Genomic DNA, 22,552 nt, shown 5'->3' on the forward strand with positions numbered 1-22,552 from the left:
CGTGTCGCCTCACCGCTGGCTACGCCTGTTCACCGCCGCCGCCCTGACCGTTTCCGCGCTCTCGGTGCCCGGCACGGCCGCCGCGGCCGTCGCCGTCGAGGTGACCGCGGACTACGCCACCACGGTCGGCGAGCTGGACAAGAGCCTGCTGCTCAACGTCTCCCAGGGCGGCTACGCGGCGCTGCGGAACCTGCACCTGCTGCCCGGCCAGGCGGCCGAGCTCGCCGCCCTGGGAGTGCGCCAGATCCGGGTGGACCACGTGTTCGACGACGCCTTCTACGACGTCGTGCAGCGCACGGGCTACGACTTCACCCGGCTCGACGCCGTGCTGCGGCCGTTCGTCGACGCCGGCATCCGGCCGTGGATCTCGCTCAGCTACATGCCCTCGGAGGTGGCGCCGACCGTGTTCAGCCCGCCGTTCGGCAACGACTACACGCGGTGGCGCGAGGCCGTCACCGCCATGGTCGAGCACTTCGGCACCGAGTTCGGCCTCTCCGGGCTGAACTGGGAGGTGTGGAACGAGCCGGACCACGAGGACCCCGACGGCGGCTGGTGGACCGGCACCCCCGCCCAGTATCTCGACCTGTACCGGCACAGCGCCGAGGCGGTCCGGCTGGGTGACCCGGCCGCCCAGGTCGGTGGCCCCGCCCTCGCGTACGCCAGCGACCCCCTGCTCGGCTCGTGGCTGGACTTCATCGCCGCCAACCCGCGGGTGCCCTGCGACTTCGTCTCCTGGCACCAGTACGGGGCCGGCGCCGAGTTCGACACCACGACCCAGGTACGCGATGCGCTGACCGCACGCGGCATCACGGGCAAGAAGCTGTACGTCACCGAGTGGAACAGCACCTTCGAGATGGCCAACGGCCCGGGACGGTGGCCGGACACCCACCAGACCGCGTCCTACGCGGCCGACCGGATGAACGCCGCCCTCGGCAACCCGGACGGCCTGAGCGGCATCTTCTTCTTCACCGGCCTCGAGGCCTGGCATCCGGCCCGGGACTTCAACGGCGACCTCGGCCTGATCACGGTGGACGGGCGCCGCAAGGCGGTCGGCAACGTGTACGCCATGGTCCAGTCCATCGGCACGAGCCGGCTGAACGCCACCTGGTCGGCGCGGAACGCCGGCCTGATCACCAAGAACCCGTCGACCCGCCAGGTGAGCGTGCTGCTCTGGAACAACACGCTCGACGCCGCGTCCCACCGCGTGACCGTGCGCAACCTGCCGTACGCGAACTTCGCCGTCACCCGGTACGACATCACCGCCACCGAGAACAACTCGTGGGCCGACCACGCGGCCGGCATCGCCAACCAGCGGCCCGGCCCGAACGAACGCCTCCGGCCCGGCTCCCGCACCGTCCTGCCGGCGGCGGACACCTGGACGGCGACGGTGAGCCTGCCGCCGAACGGCACCACGCTGATCCAGCTCGCCCCGACCGGGGAACCGACCGGCCCCAAGCCGCTGGCGCCGGTGCCGACCGAGGTGAACCTGGCACGGGCGGGACTGGTGTCGGTGAGCTCGACCTACACCAGCGAGGCCGGTGGCTGGTCGCCGCAGCGGGCGGTCGACGGGCGCCGGCACAGCCTGCCGGCGGCCAACAGCGGAGACCCGACGATGGGCTGGACCTCGCAGGCCCACCCCACCCCGAACGTCGGCACCGCCGGCGAATCCGTCCAGGTCGACCTCGGCTCGGCGCAGCGCTTCACCGGCGTGACCCTCTGGCCCCGCGACGACCGGGCGGGCGACGGCAGATCCTTCCCGGCCGACTTCACCATCGCGGGGTCGGCCGACGGGACGGCCTGGACCAGGCTGGCCGGTGGGACCGGCTACGGCGGCGGCGCCCCGGTCACCGGGCCACAGACCTTCCCGGTCTCCACCGGCCCCTACCGGTACGTGCGCGTCACCGCGACCCGGCTCGGGCTGCCGGTGTCCGAGAACGGCACCGACGTGTACCGCTTCCAGCTCGCCGAGCTCGAGGTGACCAAGCCGGCGAGCAACGTGGCCCTGCCGAACCCCGGCTTCGAGAGCGGCACGCTGCACGGCTGGGCCGCCACCGGCAACGGCACGGTGACCGGCACCGGCGGCCGGTCCGGCGCCCCGGCCGCGACGTTCGCCGGCAGCGGCAACGGCCTGCACACCACCGTCACCGGCCTGGAACCCGGTGCCAGCTATACGTTCTCCGGCTATCTGCGCTCGGCCGTGGAGGGCGACGTCGCCCACCTCGGGGTCAAGAACCACGGCGGTACGGAGACCAGCTCGCCGGTCGGGTCCACATCGTACCGACCGACCTCGGTCACGTTCACGACCGGCGCCGCGCACACGTCGGCCGAGCTCTACGTCTACAAGAACAGCGGGCTGGCGCGGGCCTGGTTCGACGACTTCACACTGGTCCGCAACCGGTGAGCCGGCCCGCCTCCGGTGCGCTCCGGGTCCTGCGCACCCGTACCGCCGACCTGGCCGACCCGGTCGGCATCGACGACCCCGCGCCGCGGCTGAGCTGGCAGCTGGCCGCGGACCGCCGCGGCGCCCGCCAGGTCGCGTTCCAGATCCGGGCGGCGAGCGCCCCGAACCTGCTGCTGTCCGGCCGGCCGGACCTGTGGGACACCGGCCGCGTCGGCGGGCCGCAGCAGCGGGTCGCGTACGCGGGCCGCCGGCTCGGCTCGCGTGCCCGGGTCCACTGGCAGGTACGTGCCTGGGGCGGCCCGGGCGGCGCCGGCCCATGGAGCGCGCCGGCCCACTTCGAGCTCGGTCTGCTCCACCGGGACGACTGGTCGGCGTCGTGGATCACCCACCCGCGCTGGGCGGCCGGCGGCGAGCCCGAGGAAGCGCTGCCCCTGTTCGCGGTCGACTTCACGGTGACCCGCCCGGTGGCCCAAGCCCGGCTCTACGTCACCGGCGTCGGCGTCTGCGTGACCACGATCAACGGCCGGCCGGTCACGGACGCGGTGCTGGAGCCGCCGAACACCGACTTCGCCCAGCGGGTCGTCTACACCACGGCCGGCGTGACAGCGCTGATCCGCCAGGGCCCCAACACGATCGGCGTCGAGCTCGGTCCGGGCATCGCGCACGTGCTGCGCGTCCCCGGCCGGTACACGAAGTTCACCGGGACCCGGGCGGTGCCGGCCGCGCTGGTCCAGCTCGAACTGAGCTTCCCCGACGGCACGCGCACCCGGGTGGTCAGCGACACCACGTGGCGCACCACGGCCGGCCCGACGCTGCTGTCGCACTGGTACGGCGGCGAGGACCACGACGCCCGGCGCGAGCTCCCGGGCTGGGACACGCCGGCCTTCGACCGGTCGGCGTGGCACCGGGTCGCGGTGGTGGAGCGGCCGAGGGTCCGGCTCGCCGCCCGGGCCTGCCCGCCGATCCGGGCCGTCGCCGAGCTGCCCACCCGCGAGGTGCTGCGACCCGGTCCCGGCATCCTCGTGTTCGACCTCGGCACGAACGTCGCCGGCTGGCCGGTGCTCGATGTGGACCTGGCGGCCGGCACGGTCCTGCGGGTGCGGCCCGGCGAGCAGCTCGGGCCGGACGGGCGCGTGCTGCAGGACGACGAGTCCACCGGTGCGCCCATTGTGGACACGTACGTCACCCGGGCCGGCCGGCAGCGGTGGCACCCGCGCTTCACGTACCACGGCTTCCGCTACCTGGAGGTGACCGGGCTGCCGGACGACGCCGGCCCGGCCCGGGTGCGCGCCCTCGTGCTGCGCGCGGCCAACGATCCGGTCGGCGGCCTGCACACCTCACACCCGCTGATCAACAAGATCCACGACATCGTCGACCGGGCCGTGCAGAGCAACATGTTCAGCGTCCTCACCGACTGCCCGCACCGGGAGAAGCTGTGCTGGCTCGAGGAGACCCACCTGGTCTTCGACGCCGTGGCGCGCGGCTACGACGTGGCCGCCTACTACCGCGAGTTGGCCCACAACATGGCCGACGCCCAGACCGGGTCGGGCCTGGTGCCCTCGACCGCGCCGGAGTACGTCGTCTTCGCGGACCGCTTCCGCGACGACCCCAACTGGGGCGGCGCGATCATCATGGTGCCGTGGCTGCTGTACCGCGAGTACGGCGACCTGGAGACCGCCCGCCGGCTGTTCCCGCACATGCAGCGGTATCTGCGGCATCTCGCCACCCGGTCGGTCCGGGACACGCTGGACCACGGCCTCGGCGACTGGCTCGCCACCGACGGGTCGACGCCGGTTGCCGTCGCCGCGACGTGGGGCTACCACCGGGCGGCGGCCACCCTGTCCAGGATCGCCGGCGCGCTCGGCGGGCTCGACGCCGAGGCGCGGCGCTATCGCGACCTCGCCGGGCGGATCGCCCGGGCCTTCCAGGACCGGTTCTTCGACCCCGGCAGCGCCGGCTACGGCAGCGGCAGCCAGGCCTGCGATGCCTTCGCCCTGGACCTGGACGTGGTGCCGGCGCGGCTGCGGGAGGCGACGCTCGGCCGGCTGATCGCGGCGATCCGGGCCGCCGACGACCACCTGACCGTCGGCGAGATCGCCCTGCCGCCGGTGTTGCGGACGCTGGCCGGAGCGGGCCGGCACGACGTGGTCTACCGGCTGCTCACCCAGACCACCCCGCCGAGCTACGGCCACCAGGTGCTGGCCGGAGCCACCTCGCTGGCCGAGGCGTGGGACGGACCGGCCCGCGGCCTGTCGCAGAACCACTTCATGCTCGGCGCCATCGCCGGCTGGCTCGGCCGGTGCCTCGGCGGGGTGGACCAGGCCCGCGGCTCGGTCGGCTACCGCCGACTGGTGATCGCTCCGGTGATTCCGGGCGAGTTGCGCTCGATGGCCTACCGCACCCGGATCCCGTACGGCGACGTGCGGGTCGAGTGGCTGCGGCAGGACGACCGGCTCACGCTCGACGTCACCGTGCCGGTGGGCGCCACGGCGACCGTGCGGGTGCCCACCGCCGGCGGACGCGCGGCGGTGTGCGACGACGACGATCTCCGACCGGTGAGCACGACGACCGCGGCTGCCCGGTACCGGGTCGGCGCCGGGCGGTGGAGCTTCGAAACGGAGGATGCGGCAGTGTTCGCATTGCCGCCGGCCTGAGCAGCATGGGGGGACCTGCGGTGGCTCGGAAGATGGTGGTCCGGTTACTGGGACCGTTCGAGGTGATGGTGGACGGCCGGCCGGCGCGGCTGACGACCGGCCGGTTACGGGCGCTGCTCGCGGCGCTGGCGATGTCGGCGGGCCGGGTGGTCACGATGGAACGGCTGGGCGACGCGGTGTGGGGCACGGATCTCCCGGGAGACGTCCGCCGGAGCCTGACGACGTACGTGACGCGGCTGCGGGCCGCGCTGGGCGACGACCTGATCGGCACCGAGCCGCGTGGCTACCTGCTGCGGGCCGACCGGGACGACGTCGATGTGTACCTCTTCCAGCGGCTGACGGACGAGGCGCGGCGCTGCCCGGATCGGGTGCGGCGGCGGGCCATGCTGAGCGATGCGCTGGACCTCTGGCGCGGCGTGCCGTTCGAGGGGGTCCCGTCCCGCTCGCTGGCCGAAACCGAGGCGCCGCGGCTGGTGGAGGCGTACCTGGGTGCGGCGGAACAGCGGATGGACCTCGACATCGACCTCGAGCGGTACGCGGGGCTGGTGGCCGACCTCACCGAGCTGACCGCCCGGTTCCCGCTGCGCGAATCGCTGTGGTTGCGGCTGATGGAGGTCCTGGACCGCACCGGCAGCCCGGCCGAGGCGCTGGCCCGGTACGACCGGATGAGATCGCACCTCGCCGAGGAGCTGGGCGTGGACCCGCGCCCGGAGCTGCAGGACGCGTACGCCGACCTGCTGGCCGGCCAGCCGATCCGGCCGCCCGGCCGGATCGACCGTCCGGTGCCGCCGGCGCAGCTGCCGGCCGAGGTGGAGACCTTCACCGGGCGGCATCTCGCCCTCGCCCGGCTGGACGCGCTGCTGTCCGGCGTGCCGATCGCCGTGGTGCACGGCGCGCCGGGGGTGGGCAAGAGCGCCCTGGCCGTGCACTGGGCGCACCGGGTCCGGGACAGGTTCCCGGACGGCCAGCTGTACCTCGACCTCCGCGGCTACGACGCGGACCGGTCGGCGCTGCCCGCCGCGACGGCCGTGCGCTGCCTGCTGAGCTCGCTGCCGACCCGGCCCGAGCAGCTCCCGTCCGGCCTGTCGGCGCAGGCCGGGTTGCTGCGCAGCCTGCTGTCCGGCAAGCGGATGCTGCTGGTGCTGGACAACGCCCACGACGCCGCCCAGGTGCGCCCGCTGCTGCCCGGCACGGCCGGCTGCCTGGTCGTGGTGACCAGCCGCGACCAGCTCTCCGGGCTGGTCACCGCGGAGGGCGCGCACCCGATGCGGCTGGACGTCCTCACCGCCGCGGAGGCCCGGCAGTTGCTGGTACGCCGGCTGGGCGCGCACCGGGTGGCGGCCGAACCGGGCCCGACCGATGAGATCGTCGCCCGGTGCGCGGGGCTGCCGCTGGCCCTCGCCGTCGTCGCCGCCCGGGCCACCACCAATCCGGCGTTCTCGCTCTCCGCGCTGGCCGGCGAGCTGCGCGACACGCAGGGCCGGCTGGACGCGTTCGCCGCCACCGACGCGGCGACCGACTTGCGCGCGGTGTTCTCCTGGTCGTACCGCACGCTCAGCCCGGCGGCGGCGCGGCTGTTCCGGTGTCTCGGCCCGCCCGCCGCGCCGGACATCACCGCGACCGCCGCGGCCGCCCTGGCCGGCATACCGGTGCCGCAGGCCCGGCTGCAGCTCGACGAGATGGCCCGGGTCAACCTCGTCCACGAGCACCGGCCCGGCCGCTACGCCGTGCACGACCTGCTGCGTGCCTTCGCCGCGGAACTGGCCGCCGGGCAGCACGACCGGGCGGAGCGGACCGCCACGACGACGGCCCTCCTCGGCTTGGGCGAGCGACACGGCGAGGGCACCAGCCTCGCGGGTCTTGCCGCCGCCCGCCGGGAGATCCGGCGTCTCGCCCGGGCCGGCGGATGAAGCAGGTCTGAAGTCGCCGCTCGCTAGCGTCCTCCACGTTTCCGGTATCAACCTCGATGAATGCATTCGAGCCGGGTGGAAGGAATGAAATGCGGATGATCGCTGCTACGAAATCGGGGCCACGCCTCAGGATCAGACGGTGGTTCGGTTCGCTGGCCATGGTGCTGGCATTGAGCGTCGGCGCGGTCGCGGCCGGCACCGGCTACGACCTGGCCGGTGGGGCCACCGGCGCCTACGCGGCCACGAGAGACGACATCACCAGGGTCGCGAACGCCGAGGTCGGCTATGCCGCAGACGCCAACCAATGCAACAAGTATGCCAGCTTGTGCGATGACTGGTGCGCGATGTTCACCAACTGGGTCTGGCGCACGGCCGGCGTGTCACCGGTGCCCGACTCGTTCGTGGCGACGGCGGTCGGCCAGTGGGGCGTCGCTCGAAACCTCTTCAAGCCCCGGCCGCCGAACTCGGTCGGCGACCCACAACCAGGCGACATCGCCGTCTACGGCGCACCGGGCTCGGGCCAGGGCGGACATGTGTCCATAGTGTTCTCCGTCGACGGCGGCAACCGCATCACCACGATCGACGGCAACTACAGCAACCGGGTCGCGAAGCGGCAGATCGACGCGACGACGGCCACCGCCGGCTCCCGCGACGTAAGAATCTCCGGGTACGTCACACCGCCCAACGTGACTGCCGGAGGGCGCGGGGCGCACGTGGTCATCAGCGGCATGGACAACGCGCTGTATCACGAGATGCGCCTCCCGGGCGGGCAATGGACCGGCTTCCAACCACTGAACGGCTCCGCATCACGGGTCAGCATCGCCGCGATGCCCGACGGCACCGCACAAGCCGTGGTCATCGGCCAGGACGGCGTGGTCTACCACGAAGGCCGACACGCCAACGGACAATGGACCGGCTTCCAACCAATCCCCGGCAACACCAAAGCCAAAGACGTCGCCATCGCCGCCCTACCCGACAACACCTCCCAGGTCGCCATCGTCGGCGACGACGACATCGTCCACCACCAAGGCCGACACGCCAACGGACAATGGACCGGCTTCCAACCAATCCCCGGCAACACCAAAGCCAAAAGCGTGTCCATCGCCGGACTACCCGACAACACCTCCCAGATCCTCATCACCGGCGACGACGACGTCGTCTACCACCAGGGCCGGCACGCCAACGGGCAGTGGACCGGTTTCCAGCCCCTGACCGGTAACACCAAAGCCAAAGACGTCACCATCGCCGGGCTACCCGACCGCAGCTCCCAGGTCGTCATCGTCGGCGACGACGACATCGTCTACCACCAAGGCCGCTACCCCAACGGACAGTGGACCGGCTTCCAACCCCTCAACGGCATGGGCACCACCACACCCGCCAAAGCAAAACGCGTCAGCATCGCCGGACTACCCGACAGCACCTCCCAAATCCTCATCACCGGCCTCAACGACGACGTCGTCTACCACCAACTCCGCAACCCCAACGGACAGTGGACCGGCTTCCAACCCCTCAACGGCATGGGCACCACCACACCCGCCAAAGCCACCGACGTAGCCATCGGCTGAGATCCTCTCCGGGGCTCGGCGGCGACCAACGCGCCGCCGGGCCCCGGGCTACAGGCCGAACAACCGGAACCTGAGAGACATATGATCACTCTCCGTGTGGGCTCCCCCACCACTGTAGACCGGACATGTCCGGCGAGGAACCGGTGTCCTGCGGGGCCTCGTCGAGGAATTCCTCCACCATCGGGGCCAGCAGCGCGGCCCGCTGCGGCAGCGAGGCGTGCGTGGTGCCGGGCAGGATCGCGAGGCGGCAGCGCGGCAACGCGCAGACGTCGCCGGGAACGCCGCCGCCGAGCAGCCGGAACATCCGGACGGCGTGTTCCGGCCGGACGATGTCCGCGTCGCCCAGCACGACCAGCGCGGGGGCCCGCAAGGCCCGGATCTGCGCGGCCGTCCACTCGGGCGGGTGCGCGTCCAGCACGGCCATCTTGGTGACGAGGCGGTCCCAGCCGGCCGGGTCGGGCGCGGTCCGCAGATACTCCTCGTGCAGCTCCGAGCCGTACAGGTGCTCGGGCCGCAGGTCCTGGGCGCCGTCGAGCAGCCCGGGGTGCAGGCCGCCGCGGTCGAAGGCCGCCGAGGCGAGCACGAGCCGGCCGGCCCGCGCCGGGTGGTGGGTGCCGAGCCGCAGCGCGACCGCGGCGCCCAGGCCCCAGCCGAGCACGTCCGCCTCCGGCAGGCCGAGCCGGTCCAGCAAGTGCACCACCTCCGCCGCGAAGCCCTCGACGGTGTACGGGCCAGCGCAGTCCGGACTGCGGCCGTGCCCCGGCAGCTCGATCGCGACGACGCGCCGCCTGCTGGCCAGCAACGGCAACAGCACGCCGTACGACGTTCGGATGCCGGACAGCGCGGCCGGCACGAGGATCAGCGGCAGTCCCGGGCCGGTGCCATGGTCCTCGAAATAGATCTCCATGCGCCCAGCGTGCGTGGTCGCGCTTACGGTCGGCTTACCGCCGTAACATGTCCCGCTGTGCGCTTCGGGATTCTCGGTCCGCTCGCCGTCACCACCGACGACGGCGAGCCGGTGGTGGTGCCCGGCGCCAAGGTGCGGATGCTGCTCGCCGACCTGCTGGCGCACCGCGACAAGGTGGTCTCCGCGGACCGGCTCATCGAGGACCTGTGGGGCGACGACGCGCCCGCGAACCCGTCCGCCGCGCTGCAGGTGCGCGTGTCGCAGCTGCGCAAGGCGCTCAACGACGCCGAACCGGGTGCCCGCGACCTGATCGAGTCGCGGCCACCGGGCTACCGGCTGCGGGCCGACGACGTGGACGCCGACCGGTTCGCCGCGCTCGCCGACGCCACCGACGTGGACCGGCTCGGCGCGGCGCTCGCGCTGTGGCGCGGCCAGGCGTACGCCGACGTGGCCGACCAGGAGTTCGCCCGCGCCCCGGCGACCCGGCTCGCCGAGCAGCGCCTCGTCGTGCACGAGCGGCTCGCCGAGGCCCGGCTGGCCCGCGGCGAGCACGACCTGGTCGCCGCGGAGCTGGCCGAGCTGGTCGAGCACCATCCGCTGCGGGAGGGCCTGCGCGCCCTGCACATTCGCGCCCTGTACGCCGCGGGGCGGCAGGCCGAGGCCCTGGAGAGCTACGCCGGGCTGCGCGAGCGGCTCGCCGACGAGTTGGGCCTCGACCCGGGCCCCGAACTCGCCGCTCTGTACCGGCAGATCCTCGACCAGGACCCGGGCCTCAGCGCCCCGCCCAGGGCCGCGATCGTCCGGAACAGCCTGCCCGCCCAGCTGGACGAGCTGATCGGCCGGGCCGAGGCGCTCGCGGAGCTGCGCACCCTGATCCCGGCCGGCCGGCTGCTCACCCTGGTGGGGCCGGGCGGAGTGGGCAAGACCCGGCTCGCCGCGGCGGCCGCAGCCGACCAGGTGCAGCCGGACGGTGTGCATCTGGTGGAGCTGGCGCCGCTTCCGCCGGCGGACACGCGGGTGGCGGAGCAGGTGCTCGGGGTGCTCGGCCTGCACGAGGCGCCGGGCACGACCGGGTCCGCGGCCGACCGGCTGGTGGCGGCGCTGCGGCACCGCGAGATGCTGCTCGTGCTGGACAACTGCGAGCACGTGATCGAGGCGGCTGCCGCGCTGGTCGGCCGGCTGCTCCGCTATGCGCCCGGGGTGCGCGTGCTGGCCACCAGCCGCGAGCCGCTGCTGCTGGTGGGCGAGCGGGTCTGGGAGGTGGGTCCGCTCGCGCTGCCGTCCGATCCGGACGACGTCGACGCGGTACGGCGGTCGGCCGCGGCACGGCTCTTCGCGGCGCGCGCGGCCGCTCAGCACCGCGGGTTCCGGCTCGACGAGCAGACCGCGCCCGCGGTGGCGCAGCTCTGCCGCCGGCTGGACGGCCTGCCCCTGGCCCTGGAACTGGCCGCGACCAGGGTGCGTACGCTCGGCGTACAGGGCGTCGTGGATCGCCTGAGCGACCGCTTCCGGCTGCTCACCACGCGGCAGCGAGATGTGCCGGAGCGGCAGCGCACCCTGACCGCGGTGATCGCGTGGAGCTGGGATCTGCTGGACCCGGAAGATCGGGCGGTGCTGGCCCGGCTCTCGGTGTTCCGCGACGGCTGCACGCCCGAGGCCGCCGAGCGAGTGTGCGACGCCGACCTCGACGCCGTGGACCGGCTCGTGGAACGGTCGCTCGTGGTGGCCGAGCCGGGGCCGCGCTACCGGCTGCTGGAGTCGGTCGCGGAGTTCGGCGCCGCACAGCTCACCGATGCCGCCGCGGTCCGGAGCCGGCATGCCGCGTACTTCCGGTCGCTCGCCGAGCGCGCCGATCCCCTGTTGCGCGGCCCCGAGCAGCGGGAATGGCTCGCGATCCTGGACGCCGAGCGGGCCAACCTGCGGGCGGCGCTCACGCACGGCGGTGGCTTGCGGCTGGCGCTCGCGCTCACCTGGTACTGGGTCCTGCGGGGCCGGCTCAGCGAGGCGCGCGCTGCCTTGGCGCCGGCGGGCACGGCCGAAGAAGAGCGCCTCGCCGCGCCCTGGCGACTCGGTCTCGCTCTGCTGCAGGGCGAGCAGGTGCCGTCAAACGTACGGGATGTGCTTGCTCTTGATCCGGCCGGGCGGGCCGCCTGGTTCGTGGCGGACGCCGTGCTGGACCGCGGTGACCTGGCGCTCGCCGCCGCGCTGCTGCCGGAGGAGTTCGACGATTCGTGGACCGAGGCGGCGGTGCTGGCGTCGCGGGCGATGCTCGCGCACGCGGCCGGTGATCTGCCCGCGCTGGAGGCGGCCGCCACCCGCAGCGACGCGCTCTTCGCCGAGCTCGGCGACCGGTGGGGGCGGCTGCGGGCCAGCGACTGGCTCGGCGGGCTGGCGGAGTTTCGCGGCCAGAACGAGCGGGCCGCCGCCGTGCACCGGGAAGGGCTGCGCTGGGCGACCGAGCTTTCGCTGTGGCCCGAGGTCGGTGCCAAGCAATCCTGGCTGGCCTGGCTAGCCGTGCAGGGCCGGGACTACGAGGTCGCGCGGGAACTGGCGGAACGCGCCTACCGGCTGGCCGTCCAACAGGGCGCGCCCACCGCGGTGGTGTTCGCCGAATTGAGCCTCGGCATCGCGGCCCGCCGCTCGGGCCGCCTCGACCAGGCCGTCACCCACCTGACCCGGATCGCCGACCATGGCCGGATCGAGCCGCAGCCGCCGCCGTACCTGCCGATGGTCCTGGTCGAGCTGGGCTACGCCCGCGAACTCCAGGGCGACCGAACGGCCGCCTGGGCGCTGCAGGTCGAGGCGTACGACGCCGCCATCGGCTCCACCCGCGACGGCATCGGCGCGGTCGAGGGCATGGCCGCCCTGGCCGAGCCCGCCGTGGCGGCCCGGCTGCTGGGCGCCGCGGCCACCGCCCGCGACCACAACGCGGCCCCGGCCGCCCCGGCCGAGCAGGATGAGCTCGACCGGGCGGCGCGGCGGGCAGTTGCTTCGCTCGGCCAGGAACGCTTCGACAACCTGGTGGCCGAGGGCGCCAAGCTCACCCTCGATCAGGCGGTGGCCTTCGGCCGGTAGGTGGCGACGATGACGCCGTTCTTGAAGACCCGGGTGTCGATCAGCTCGAACGTGGCCTTCACGTCGCTCAGCGCGCCGGCGAAGCTGGGGACGCCCTCGATGACCGGGTGGATCCAGAACTTCACCTCGTCGACCAGGCCGGCCTTGACGAGCCGCGCGGTGACCTCGCCGTAGCCGTACTGAACGATGTCCTTGCCCTCCTGGGCCTTGAGCTTCGCGACCGCCTCGACCAGGTCCCCCTCCAGCACCTCGGTGTTCTTCCAGGAGGGATCCCGCAAAGTCGTCGACGCCACGTACTTCTTCACGTTGTTGAAGAAGGCGGCACCGGTGCTGGGGTCACTCTCGTCCATGGCCGGCCAGGCCTGCGAGAAGCCGTCGTAGGTGGCCCGGCCCATGATCAGCGCATCCGCGCCGGCGGTGAGCCCGGCGGCCACCTCGGCCGCCTCCTCGGCGAAGTAGGGCGACGTCCAGACGGGGTTCTCGATGACGCCGTCGAGGGTGAGGTAGGTGGAGTTGATGAGCTTGCGCATCGGAAGTTCTCCCAGGTGGGTTGCCGTGTCGCTGCTGACAGGGAGAACCTTGCCGAAGGTCGCTTACGATTTCCTTCAGGTCCCCTTCGGGTGGGCGCGGGAGGCCGTGCGGCCGACCACCGGCGGCTTGTCTATTCGCCTCTATTCGCCCAGGAATTCCGGCGTGCGTCGCTGCAGGCTGGCCTCGATGCCCTCCGCGCTGTCCCGGGTCGCCCAAAGGATCTTCTGCTCGGCCAGTTCGTGATCCAGCGCCCGCCGAACCCGGGCCGGCAGATCCCCACGCAGGGTCGCCCGGATGGACCGGACCGCCAACGGCGCCGACGCGGCGACCCGGGCGGCCAGTTCCCCGGCCGCCTCCCGCACCCGACCCGGCTCGGCGAGCCGATCGGCCAGCCCGATCCGCACCGCCTCCTCACCACCGATCCGACGGCCGGTCAGCAACATGTCGGTCGCCGCCTGCCGCCCCACCAACTCCGGCAGAGTGACACTCAGCCCGAAACCCTGATGAAAACCCAACCGCGCGAAGTTCGCCACGAACCGCGTCGACGCCTCCGCGACCCGGAAGTCGGCTACGCACGCCAAACCCAGGCCGCCGCCCACGGCAGTGCCCTGCACCGCCGCGATCATCGGCGTACGCACCTCGAACAGCTCAGCCGCCCGCCGATACAACCGCTCGGCCGCGGCCACCTGATCCCGCGCGAAGTCCCCGCCGCCGAAGTCCGCCCCGGCACAGAAGTGCTTACCCCGCGACGCCAGCACGATCACCCGACACCCCGGGTCGTCGTCGAGACCCACCGCGGCGTCCACAAGCCGTCCGATCAGCAGCTCGTCGAAGTGATTGGCCGGCGGCCGGCACATCTCCAGCAACGCGACACCCTCGCCGACGGTCACGGACAGATCCGCGCTGTTGTCCGCACTCACCACAAGCCTCCCGGGGCAAACCGCTACGAGCTCCGTCCCGACTCCACGGGCTGCACGAAGACGGGTCATCCCATGATCGCAGCCGGACGCGTCGGGGCGGCACGGGGCTCCGCGCCGGGATGAGCTTTCGACCTCATTTCGTGAGGCGGATGAAAACGATCCGGTGAACCAGGTCGACACTTCAGGATTTCCCGGGTAAGACAATTGCGCATTCTCGCCGGGTCGTTCAGCAGCGGCGTGGACACCGACGCTTTCATAGCACCTCCCCTATCTGCCCTGCGATATGGCGGGTGGATTCGGATGGCGCTCAGCCGTCGACCAAATATTGACGTAGGTCAAATCGATGCTTAGCGTTCAGGCACGCACCCGGCGCGGGCCACCCCCTGTCCGCGCCGACTCCTCCGCGCGAAAGGGCGTTGACCATGCTCCGAGGAGTACGTCGCACGACGCTTGCCGCCACCGCACTTCTCCTGCTGCTCGCGTTCGCCGGCCCACCGGCCACGGCGCACGACCCGGACACCCCGGAGGGCAAGGCTGAACAGGCGGAACTGGTCCGCATCTACGAGCCCGCCTGGCGCAGCGGCGAACGCCTCGCCGGCGCCCCGATCACCTGCGTCAACGGCATGGCCGACAAATACCCGTGCAAGAACGTCGACCTGCTCAGCTTCCTGCCGCAGTCCGCGCTGGGCGGCGGCGGCTCGTCGAGCATGTGGTACTGGACCGACGCCCGCGACAGCAACGAGTACATCCTGTACTGCCGCTCCAACGGTGTCTCCTTCATCAACGTCACCGACCCGGGCGACCCGAGATACCTCGGAAACCTGCCGGCCGCGAATGGTGTCAGCTCGTCGTGGTGCGATATCCGCACGTACCAGAATTACGCCTACATCGGCAAGGATTCGGTCAGCCACGGCATCCAGGTCTTTGACCTCAACAAATTGCGCGGCGTGACCACGACCCAGACGTTCACCGCGGACGCTCGCTTCACCGGCCTGACGAACAGCCACACCCTGTGGATCAATCAGAGCACCGGCTTCCTGTACGTCTCCGGCGCGAACACCTGCCGCAAGGGTCTGACCATCTACGACATCAAGACTCCGCTCACCCTCAAGTTGGCCGCGTGCTACGACCGCGAGGTCTACTCGCACGAGTCCGTCGTGGTGAACTACGCCGGTCCGGACACCCGGTTCACCGGGCGGGAAATCGCGTTCAACTACACCGGCCAGGGCAAGAGATTCCAGATCCTCGACGTCACCGACAAGGCGAACATCCAGGTGCTGTCCAGCGTCACCCACCCGGGTGCCAGCTTCGTTCACCAGGGCTTCGCCACCAGCGACTACAAGCACATGATCGTCAACGACGAGACGATCAGCACCCGTGGCGGCAGCCCGGCATTCGTCTACAACATCGAACGGCTCGACGCGGCGCGATACGTGGGCAAGGACGTCGCCGCGCGCGGCGAATTCGTCAACCACAACGGCTACACGGTCGCCAACCGGCACTTCCAGGCGTCCTACCGCGGTGGCCTGCGGATCCTCGACACCACCTCCGCCGCCTCGGCCCAGTTGCCCGAGGTGGGCTATTTCGACGTCGACCCGGCTTCCAACGCCAGCGGCTACAGCGGCAGCTGGATGGTCCTGCCGTACCTGAAGAACGGAGTGGTCGCCGTCCAGAGCATCGGCGTCGGCCTGTTCCTGGTGCGGCCCACCGGCTCGGCGGCCGTACGCTGACCGGTCAGCCCGCCGGCGCCCAGCGTCACCGCCGCCTGATGGCGGCGGTGACGCTCGCGGGGTTCCTCGGGGCCGCCTACCTGTTCGCCGACAGCCGCGGCCCGGCCGCGGCGCCGGCGCCGGCCCGCTCGCCGGTCACCTACCACAGCGACGGGCTCTCCGACGCCTACGACGGCTTCCGCGCGGAGCCGCTGGCCCTGCCGACCAGCCGCGGCCCGGGCACCGTGTCCTTGCGCGTCACCGGCCCGGCCGGGCCGGCCACCGACTTCCAGCGCGTCCACACCAAACCGGTGCACATGTACGTGCTACGCGACGACCTGTCCGGATACCAGCACCTGCACCCCGAGTTCGTCAACGGCACGTGGACCGCGCCGGTGACCATCACCGACGGCGGCGCCTACCGGGTGTATGTCGAGTTCGTCCCGCACGGCCGCCCCACCGGAGCCGAACCCACTGTTCTCGGCGTACCGTTCGTCATCGGCGGCGACACCGCGATGATCCCGGTTCCCGCCCCGCAGGCGCAGGCCAAGTCAGGTCCGTACACCGTGCGCCGCCTCGACGGCACCGCCGACCTGACCTCCGGTGCCCAGACGGCGCTGCAGTTCCAGGTGCTCCGCGACGGCCGTCCCGCAGCGCTCGAACCGTACCTCGGCGCCTACGCCCACCTGTCCAACTTCGAGGTCCGCACCCAGGGCCTCCAACACCTGCACCCACTGCCCACCAATGCCACCGGCGACGCACCGGCCGACAGTGTCCTCGCCTTCCACGCCGCCTTCGCCGAACGCGGCGACAAGCGCATGTTCCTGCAGTTCCGCGCCGACGGCACCGTCCACCAGGTGGCCTTCACCGTCTTTACGACGTGACCCGCGCAGCCACAACGAGGAGCCGCGCCGGCGATCAGGTGCGGTGGGCGAGGGTCAGCCGGGTGAGGTGTCGCTTGGTGATGTGGCCGTGGTGGTCCCGGTCGATGAGGTTGCCGAGACAGGCCAGCAGCCGGTCGCGGTCCGGTTGGGGCAGGGAGCGGGTTGGCGAGTACGTCATCAGCAGATCCAGGTAGCTGCGAGTGGTGTACGCCTGTTCCCACTCGTACCGGTGGAATTGGGCCGGGCCGAAGCGACGAGAGCGGTCGATCTCGCTCGAGTCGTCGGGGATGTCGGCGGCGAGCTGTTGACGCCATCCCGGCGTGGTCTTCGGGTCGAAGCGTTCGTAGCAGTCCTGCGCGTCGATAAAGAAGCGTTCGGTTCCGCCGGCGACGTGTTCGGAGTGGATCAGGGCGAGGGTGCCGTTCGGGCGCAGGATGTCGGCCGCTTTGGGAACGCGGATGTCGGGGTCGATCCAGTGGAACGCGGTTGCCGAGAGCACCAGGTCGAACGGGGTTTCCGGGGGTGTCCACCGCTCGAACGGGCACACGTCGATGGTCACGTTCGGAAACTGGCGCAGGTTACGTCTGGCCACCGCCGCCATCTCAGGGCTGAGCTCGACGGCGACGACGGTGCACCCGAGCTGGGCGAGAGGGCGGGTGGCCTGGCCGGTGCCGCAGCCGACCTCCAGGACGCGAGACTGCGGGCTCAGCCCGGCGAGTCGGGCGAGGTCGGCGAACAGTTGGGCGGGGTAGCCGGGGCGCGCCTGGTCGTAGAGCTCGGCGTCCTGGCCGAAGATGGCGCGCAGAAATTCACGGTCGGCGTCGGTCACGGTGGGACATTACCCGTCAAGCTCGGCGAGGTTGGGGCGGCCGAGATCGCGGTGCGTCGTCGGGGAACCCGGCCGGCCCGGAAGGTCTCAGACGCGTTGCCGTCGACGCGCGGGACGAAGGTCGGAGGCTGCCGGGCCTCGGCGACATAGGCCAGTCATCCGGCATGTTCGTAATCGTGGCGGAGCCCGCCGAGACGACGATCGTGGGCGGCTGGACAGATCCGTGATCGAGGCGGGATCGGATGGGCGGTGGCGCCGAGGCCTCAGGGGCCGACGGCGTCCCGGTACGCCTGCCCCGCCGCGGTCAGCCCGGCCTGTTCGCGGTACAGGCCGATTTCCGCGGTCTCGCCGGCGGCCGGCAGCGAGAACCACGCGTATCGCTCGACGTAGGGTGCAGCGCGCATCGCCGTGGTCGTCTTCGCGATGAAGGTGCCGAGCTGTTGCGCGTTCGGGTAGCGCGGCGTGCCGGTGAAGTTGATCAGACCGAACTCGGTGACCCAGATCGGCAAGCCGTACCGCTCGTGCACCGCGTTCAGGTAGCCCATGAAGTGATCCGCCGCCGCGTCGCCGAAGTCCGAGCCGTACCAGTGCAGGGCGATGAAATCGACCCGCTGCCCACGTTCGCGCGCGCCCGCCATGAACCGGTCCAGCCAGCCGCCCGGAGTGTCGCCGCCGAATGCCACCGCCGGGCTACCCAGACGCATGCCGGTCTGCTCCAGACGCGGCCACAGCGACAGCGCCTGCTCGACAGTCATGTTGGCCTGGCCGGGCAGATCGGGCTCGTTGAAACCCAGCAGCGTGCTGCCCGATCGCCGCGCGGCGGCCAGGTCGGCGTCGTTGACCGAGGCGGGGCCCCAGATCATCGGGACGAACTCGGCCGGCGCCGGTACGTCGTCGTTGGATGCGGACCAGTCGAAGTACCAGCCCGCGCCGACGTCGCGGACGGCGTCGGCCACCCCCGGGAACGCCCACGTGCTCACGCCCTTCTTCGCGGCACCCGGCACGGCGGGAGGCGCGGCGCCCAGCAACGACCACGCCTGCGTGGGAGTGCCCGCACACGTCCAGATCCGCAGCGGCGTACCGGTCGCGGAGCCGCCGTGCGCGTCCAGGCACTTGCCCGAACCGGTATTGACCAGCGAGCCGTTCCTGGCCGACCAGCGCTGCGCGGCTGTGCCGTTGCAGGCGAACAGTTGCACGGTCGCGCCGTCGGCGTGCGACGCATCGGCCACGTCGAGGCACTTGCCGAGCGCCTGGATGGTCTCGTCGGTGCCACTCACGACCCAGTTCTGCGCGTCTGTGCCGTTGCAGTCGTAGAGCTGCACCGGGGTCCGATCGGCCGTCTGAGACCACGTCACATCAACACATTTGGCAGCGACACCGACGATGCCGGCCCCGGCCCCGGCTTGCGCCGTGGGCACGGCGACCAGGCCGGCCGCAACCGCGACGAGCACGGCCGTCAGGATCCCGATGGCGCGAATCGGCCGGCTCCGGTAGATCTTCCGTACCAAAATGAACGCTCCTCGTCGGATCATCGAACGCCGGTGGGCACCGGGCCCCCGCTACAACGGGCGCTACGGTCGCCCGGTTCATGCGGTGCCGGCACAAACTGGTCCGGCGCGAACCCGGCGACGTAGAGCAGCGCCTTGACGTTCGGGTCGCCGGTCCGACGCAGGCGACTCGGCTCGCAGTGCTGAGCAGGCGGTCGGCTGCGGTGGGTTGCACGCGCGGACCATGGTCCTCAACGACATCGGCTCGTGCCATGCCCACTGGGCAACCACCAGCAGGTCCTCACGTACTGCGGCCAGGCCCTCGCCGCATTCGAGGAGACGGGCGAGCGCAGCGGCGAGGCCGCCACCTGGGACAACTATCCTCGGCCTGTGACCGCACCCGCCAGGATCGGACCGTACCGGATCGAGCGACTGCTCGGCGCCGGATCGTTCGCCACCGTCTGGTTGGGGCACGATCCGGCGCTCGGCGCGTCCGTGGCGATCAAGGTTCTGGCCGAGAACTGGTCGCACGACCTGCGCGTCCGGGAACGCTTCCGCGACGAGGGCCGGCTGCTCTGGCGGCTCGACCACGAACGTGTCGTCCGGGTGCACACCGTGGGGGAACTGCCCGACGGGCGGCCGTATCTGGTGATGACCTGGGCCGAGGATGGCAGCCTGCGGGACCGGCTCGAGGCCGGACCGATCCCGGTGCCGGCGGCGCTGGCCCTGCTCGGCGAGATCGCGATGGGCGTACGGGTCCTGCACGACAACGGCATCGTGCACCGCGACCTCACCCCGGGCAATATCCTGTTCCGCGGGCGTGACCGCGTGCTCATCGCCGACCTCGGGCTGGCCAAGGCGCTGGCCGCAGCGTCGGGGCTGACCGCCCGGGCCGGCACCCCCGGCTACATGGCGCCCGAGCAGGACAATCCCGGTGCGGTCGTGGACAGGCGCACCGACGTGTACGCGCTCGGCCGCCTGGCCGAACGCCTGCTCACCACGGGCGGGCGGCTCCGGCCGGGCGTACCCGAGGGCGTGGCCGAGGTGCTGCGGACCGCGACCGCGCACCGGCCGGGCGACCGCTTTCCGGACGCAGCGGCCTTCGCGGCCGCGCTCGAGCGGGGCGGCACCGCGACGCCGGCGTGGCGGCGGCACCGGGTCCTGCGCGGTGCCCTCGCGGTGGCGCTGCTCGCGATGTTGGGCGCGGACGCGGCTGTGACCGGCCCGCTCACCGACCCGACCGGACACCTCCAGGTCCTCGCGCCCGCCGGGTGGCGTGCCGATGGCGCGGGCTGGGAGGGCCAGCGGACGGCGGGCGGCGACCGGGACCCCGCGTACGTGGTCTCCCCGGACCCGGGCAGATGGTTGTCGGATCCCGGCGTGCCCGGGGCCTTCCTGGGGTTGTCCCGCGGCATAGCCGCGCGGACCACCCCGGCCGAGTTCGTCGCCGGCCGGCACCACTCCGGCTGCACCGCCGTTCCGGTGCGGGTCGTCCACACGTCCACGATGGACTTCACCGTCGCCGGTTATCATTCCTGCCGCGGTGGCAAGCCGGTGGTCGCCGAAGCGGCCGCGTTCGCGCCCCGCGCCGAGGGTCTGGTGTATGTGCAGGTCGCGCCCCCGGCGAAGGACGGTCTACGGTTCGTCGACACGCTGCTCGCCGGGGTCGACATACGCTGACATTCAGCGTTTCACAATGACGGTGACGGTCCACGTCCCGCCGCCGTGCGGATAGGTCACTGTGACCGTGCCGGCGCCGACGAACCGGACGTCGGTGACGCCCCCGGCGTAGTTGCTGCTCGTCCGGGAGGTCGGGGTCGCGCGGACCTCACCCGGTCCGGCGCCCGCGACGCGGAGGACCCCGCCGACATGGAAGCAGAGACTGGCCGGCTGAAGCTCCTCCTGCGTGCCGACCTCGAAGCGGACGGCGCCCAGGCAGGCGGACGAAGTCCGCACCTGCTTTGCCGGCGAAGGCCGCGTGTGTGACGGTCCGGTAGGCGAGGCCGAGGGCGCCGGGGTGGGCTCGCTCGCGGCGGTGGTCGTCGCCTCGGCGTCGACGGGCAGCGGGGAGACGGGTTGCGGGGCCGCGCACGCGGTGGCGAGCGCGACGAACAGGGCCGCTGCGGGAACGGCGGAGAAGCGGTGGATCATCGGAATCTCCTCATGGGTTCTGGGAGCGAGCCATCCGGCGAACTCCCTTCGCCACTGTTCGTCCGGGCCGAGGCCGCATTTGTTCGGTGTATGTCGTGGATCACATCGCTTCGTCGTTCAGGCTGTGCCGGAGCCGGCGTCGGCCCTCGTGGATCCGGGACTTCACAGTTCCCTCAGGCAGCCCCAGCCCATCCGCGATCTCCGCGTAGGCCAGCCCCAGCAGGTCGCGCAGGACCACGGGCTCGGCGAGCGCAGGACTCAGCTGGGCCAGCGCCTCGAGCAGGTCGATGCGGGTGCCGGCCACGACACTGGTGCGCTGCCGCGCCGGCGTCTCCGGCAGCACGTCGCCGGCCGCCTCGGCCAGGAACCGGGCCCGGAGCAACTGGTACGTGGACCGCGCCCGGTTGGCGGCGATCCGGTACAGCCAGGTGCGAAACGCGGACCGGCCCTCGAACCGGCCGATGCCCTGCGCGACCGCGAGGAGCGTCTCCTGGCATGCGTCCTCGGCGTCGAGACGATCGGGCAGGAAACGCGCGCACATCCGCAGCACGTCGGGCCGGATGGCCGCGAGCAGGCGGTCGAGGGCCGCCAGGTCGCCGCCCACGGCAGCCCGGACCAGCTCCTCGATACCGCTCTCGCCGTCCGTCATGGTGCACAGAATGCACCACGGTGGCGTGTTCGATGACCGCCAGTCTCGTGGAGGATCCTGACCCCGAACATTGGCGGGCGGACATCAGGCGATCTTCTTCCGGTAGGTGAACATCGCGAACGCGTACGCGATGACGAGGATGCCGGCACACCAGGCCAGCGCTGCCCAGATGCCGGTGCCGACCGGCTGGCCCGCGAACAGCGAGCGGATCGAGTTGACGATCGAGGTGACCGGCTGGTTCTCGGCGAACGCGCGCACCGGTCCGGGCATCGTCGCGGTCGGAACGAACGCTGAGCTCACGAAGGGCAGGAAGATGAGCGGGTAGGAGAAGGCGGATGCCCCGTCGGGTGAAGACGCCGAAAGTCCCGGGATCACGGCCACCCACGTCAACGCGAGCGTGAACAGCAGGAGGATGCCGGCCACCGCGAGCCACGCGAGCACCCCGGCTGAGGAGCGGAAGCCGATGGCGAGCCCGGCGAGCACGATGACGGCCACGGAGATGGCGTTGGATACCAGCGAGGTCAGTACGTGGCCCCACAACACCGACGACCGTGCGATCGGCATGGAGTGGAAGCGCTCGAAGATGCCGCTCTTCATGTCGAGGAACAGCCGGAAGGCGGTGTAGGAGATGCCGCTGGCGATGGCGATGAGCAGGATGCCGGGCATCAGGTAGTTGGTGTAGTTGCCGGTGCCGGCCTGGATGGCGCCGCCGAACACGAAGCGGAAGAGCAGCAGGAACGCGATCGGCATGATCGTGACCGTGATGATGGTGTCGATGCTGCGGGTGACGTGGCGGATGGAGCGTCCGAGCATCACCGAGGCGTCGTTGACGGCGTGCGTGATCATCTCTGGTCCTTTCCGACGGTCGCCAAGAAGATCT

16 protein-coding genes are annotated in these 22,552 nt (G+C 71.9%); 8 read left to right on the top strand and 8 right to left on the bottom strand.

The genetic code is table 11. From position 1 onward, the window contains the following. The first annotated feature begins 1 nt into the window (after position 1). From DMB66_RS21010 to DMB66_RS21025, 4 genes are all read left to right on the top strand, one after another. The gene (locus tag DMB66_RS21010) at positions 2-2,401 is read left to right on the top strand and encodes a discoidin domain-containing protein (RefSeq protein WP_125805816.1); all 2,400 of its coding nucleotides are present in this window, start codon (positions 2-4) and stop codon (positions 2,399-2,401) included. Then, the gene (locus DMB66_RS21015; protein ID WP_158647305.1) at positions 2,398-5,055 is read left to right on the top strand and encodes an alpha-L-rhamnosidase; all 2,658 of its coding nucleotides are present in this window, start codon (positions 2,398-2,400) and stop codon (positions 5,053-5,055) included. Before DMB66_RS21010 ends, DMB66_RS21015 begins: the two co-directional genes overlap by 4 nt. 20 nt (positions 5,056-5,075) lie before the next feature. Next, positions 5,076-6,965 (top strand): AfsR/SARP family transcriptional regulator, encoded by a 1,890-nt coding sequence (locus tag DMB66_RS21020; RefSeq protein ID WP_158647306.1) that lies wholly within the window; start codon positions 5,076-5,078, stop codon positions 6,963-6,965. Positions 6,966-7,123: 158 nt separating this feature from the next. Continuing rightward, positions 7,124-8,530, top strand: a complete 1,407-nt coding sequence (locus tag DMB66_RS21025; RefSeq protein ID WP_158647307.1) for a CHAP domain-containing protein — start codon at positions 7,124-7,126, stop codon at positions 8,528-8,530. 85 nt (positions 8,531-8,615) lie between these two features. Here DMB66_RS21025 and DMB66_RS21030 read toward each other — a convergent pair whose 3' ends face one another. Continuing rightward, a complete protein-coding gene (locus tag DMB66_RS21030; protein ID WP_125805820.1) occupies positions 8,616-9,437 on the bottom strand; it encodes an alpha/beta fold hydrolase in 822 nt (273 codons plus the stop codon). Between the two features lie 57 nt (positions 9,438-9,494). On the opposite strand from DMB66_RS21030, the gene DMB66_RS21035 reads away from it, so the two are divergent. After that, positions 9,495-12,512: a BTAD domain-containing putative transcriptional regulator gene (locus DMB66_RS21035; protein WP_125805821.1), complete on the top strand. Its 3,018-nt coding sequence runs from the start codon at positions 9,495-9,497 to the stop codon at positions 12,510-12,512. On the opposite strand, the gene DMB66_RS21040 is transcribed toward DMB66_RS21035, so the two are convergent. Next, entirely contained in the window at positions 12,488-13,042 is a 555-nt protein-coding gene (locus DMB66_RS21040; protein WP_125805822.1) for a dihydrofolate reductase family protein, read from the bottom strand. The genes DMB66_RS21035 and DMB66_RS21040 overlap by 25 nt on opposite strands. A 141-nt stretch (positions 13,043-13,183) precedes the next feature. Then, entirely contained in the window at positions 13,184-13,963 is a 780-nt protein-coding gene (locus DMB66_RS21045) for an enoyl-CoA hydratase/isomerase family protein (protein ID WP_233624736.1), read from the bottom strand. A gap of 422 nt (positions 13,964-14,385) precedes the next feature. Here DMB66_RS21045 and DMB66_RS21050 point away from each other — a divergent pair, with 422 nt between their 5' ends. Both DMB66_RS21050 and DMB66_RS21055 read left to right on the top strand, forming a co-directional pair. After that, positions 14,386-15,693 (top strand): choice-of-anchor B family protein, encoded by a 1,308-nt coding sequence (locus DMB66_RS21050; protein ID WP_125805824.1) that lies wholly within the window; start codon positions 14,386-14,388, stop codon positions 15,691-15,693. Between the two features lie 38 nt (positions 15,694-15,731). Next, positions 15,732-16,556 carry a hypothetical protein gene (locus DMB66_RS21055; RefSeq protein ID WP_233624737.1) on the top strand — a complete coding sequence of 275 codons (825 nt, stop codon included), beginning with the start codon at positions 15,732-15,734 and terminating at the stop codon, positions 16,554-16,556. A 34-nt stretch (positions 16,557-16,590) separates the two neighbouring features. Here the strand turns inward: DMB66_RS21055 and DMB66_RS21060 are convergent, their stop codons facing one another. Both DMB66_RS21060 and DMB66_RS21065 read right to left on the bottom strand, forming a co-directional pair. After that, positions 16,591-17,385 carry a class I SAM-dependent methyltransferase gene (locus DMB66_RS21060; RefSeq protein ID WP_125805825.1) on the bottom strand — a complete coding sequence of 265 codons (795 nt, stop codon included), beginning with the start codon at positions 17,383-17,385 and terminating at the stop codon, positions 16,591-16,593. A gap of 263 nt (positions 17,386-17,648) precedes the next feature. Continuing rightward, entirely contained in the window at positions 17,649-18,836 is a 1,188-nt protein-coding gene (locus DMB66_RS21065) for a glycoside hydrolase family protein (RefSeq protein ID WP_233624738.1), read from the bottom strand. Positions 18,837-19,139: 303 nt separating this feature from the next. On the opposite strand from DMB66_RS21065, the gene DMB66_RS21070 reads away from it, so the two are divergent. Next, a complete protein-coding gene (locus tag DMB66_RS21070; protein WP_233624739.1) occupies positions 19,140-20,552 on the top strand; it encodes a serine/threonine-protein kinase in 1,413 nt (470 codons plus the stop codon). Between the two features lie 3 nt (positions 20,553-20,555). Here the strand turns inward: DMB66_RS21070 and DMB66_RS21075 are convergent, their stop codons facing one another. The 3 genes from DMB66_RS21075 to DMB66_RS21085 form a co-directional block, all read right to left on the bottom strand. After that, positions 20,556-21,023: a hypothetical protein gene (locus tag DMB66_RS21075; RefSeq protein ID WP_125805827.1), complete on the bottom strand. Its 468-nt coding sequence runs from the start codon at positions 21,021-21,023 to the stop codon at positions 20,556-20,558. A gap of 100 nt (positions 21,024-21,123) precedes the next feature. Further along, positions 21,124-21,672 (bottom strand): RNA polymerase sigma factor, encoded by a 549-nt coding sequence (locus DMB66_RS21080; RefSeq protein ID WP_125805828.1) that lies wholly within the window; start codon positions 21,670-21,672, stop codon positions 21,124-21,126. An 84-nt stretch (positions 21,673-21,756) separates the two neighbouring features. Next, complete coding sequence (locus tag DMB66_RS21085) at positions 21,757-22,518, bottom strand: ABC transporter permease (protein WP_125805829.1); 762 nt, start codon at positions 22,516-22,518, stop codon at positions 21,757-21,759. Between the last annotated feature and the right edge of the window lie 34 nt (positions 22,519-22,552).

This window comes from Actinoplanes sp. ATCC 53533, assembly GCF_003947245.1.

Excerpts from the sequence above, each read along its gene's own strand:
- DMB66_RS21030 (WP_125805820.1), bottom strand. The coding sequence starts at position 9,437 with ATGGAGATCTATTTCGAGGACCATGGCACCGGCCCGGGACTGCCGCTG.
- DMB66_RS21025 (WP_158647307.1), top strand. The coding sequence starts at position 7,124 with ATGGTGCTGGCATTGAGCGTCGGCGCGGTCGCGGCCGGCACCGGCTAC.
- DMB66_RS21075 (WP_125805827.1), bottom strand. The coding sequence starts at position 21,023 with ATGATCCACCGCTTCTCCGCCGTTCCCGCAGCGGCCCTGTTCGTCGCG.
- DMB66_RS21040 (WP_125805822.1), bottom strand. The coding sequence starts at position 13,042 with ATGCGCAAGCTCATCAACTCCACCTACCTCACCCTCGACGGCGTCATC.
- DMB66_RS21085 (WP_125805829.1), bottom strand. The coding sequence starts at position 22,518 with ATGATCACGCACGCCGTCAACGACGCCTCGGTGATGCTCGGACGCTCC.
- DMB66_RS21050 (WP_125805824.1), top strand. The coding sequence starts at position 14,386 with ATGCTCCGAGGAGTACGTCGCACGACGCTTGCCGCCACCGCACTTCTC.
- DMB66_RS21080 (WP_125805828.1), bottom strand. The coding sequence starts at position 21,672 with ATGACGGACGGCGAGAGCGGTATCGAGGAGCTGGTCCGGGCTGCCGTG.
- DMB66_RS21055 (WP_233624737.1), top strand. The coding sequence starts at position 15,732 with ATGGCGGCGGTGACGCTCGCGGGGTTCCTCGGGGCCGCCTACCTGTTC.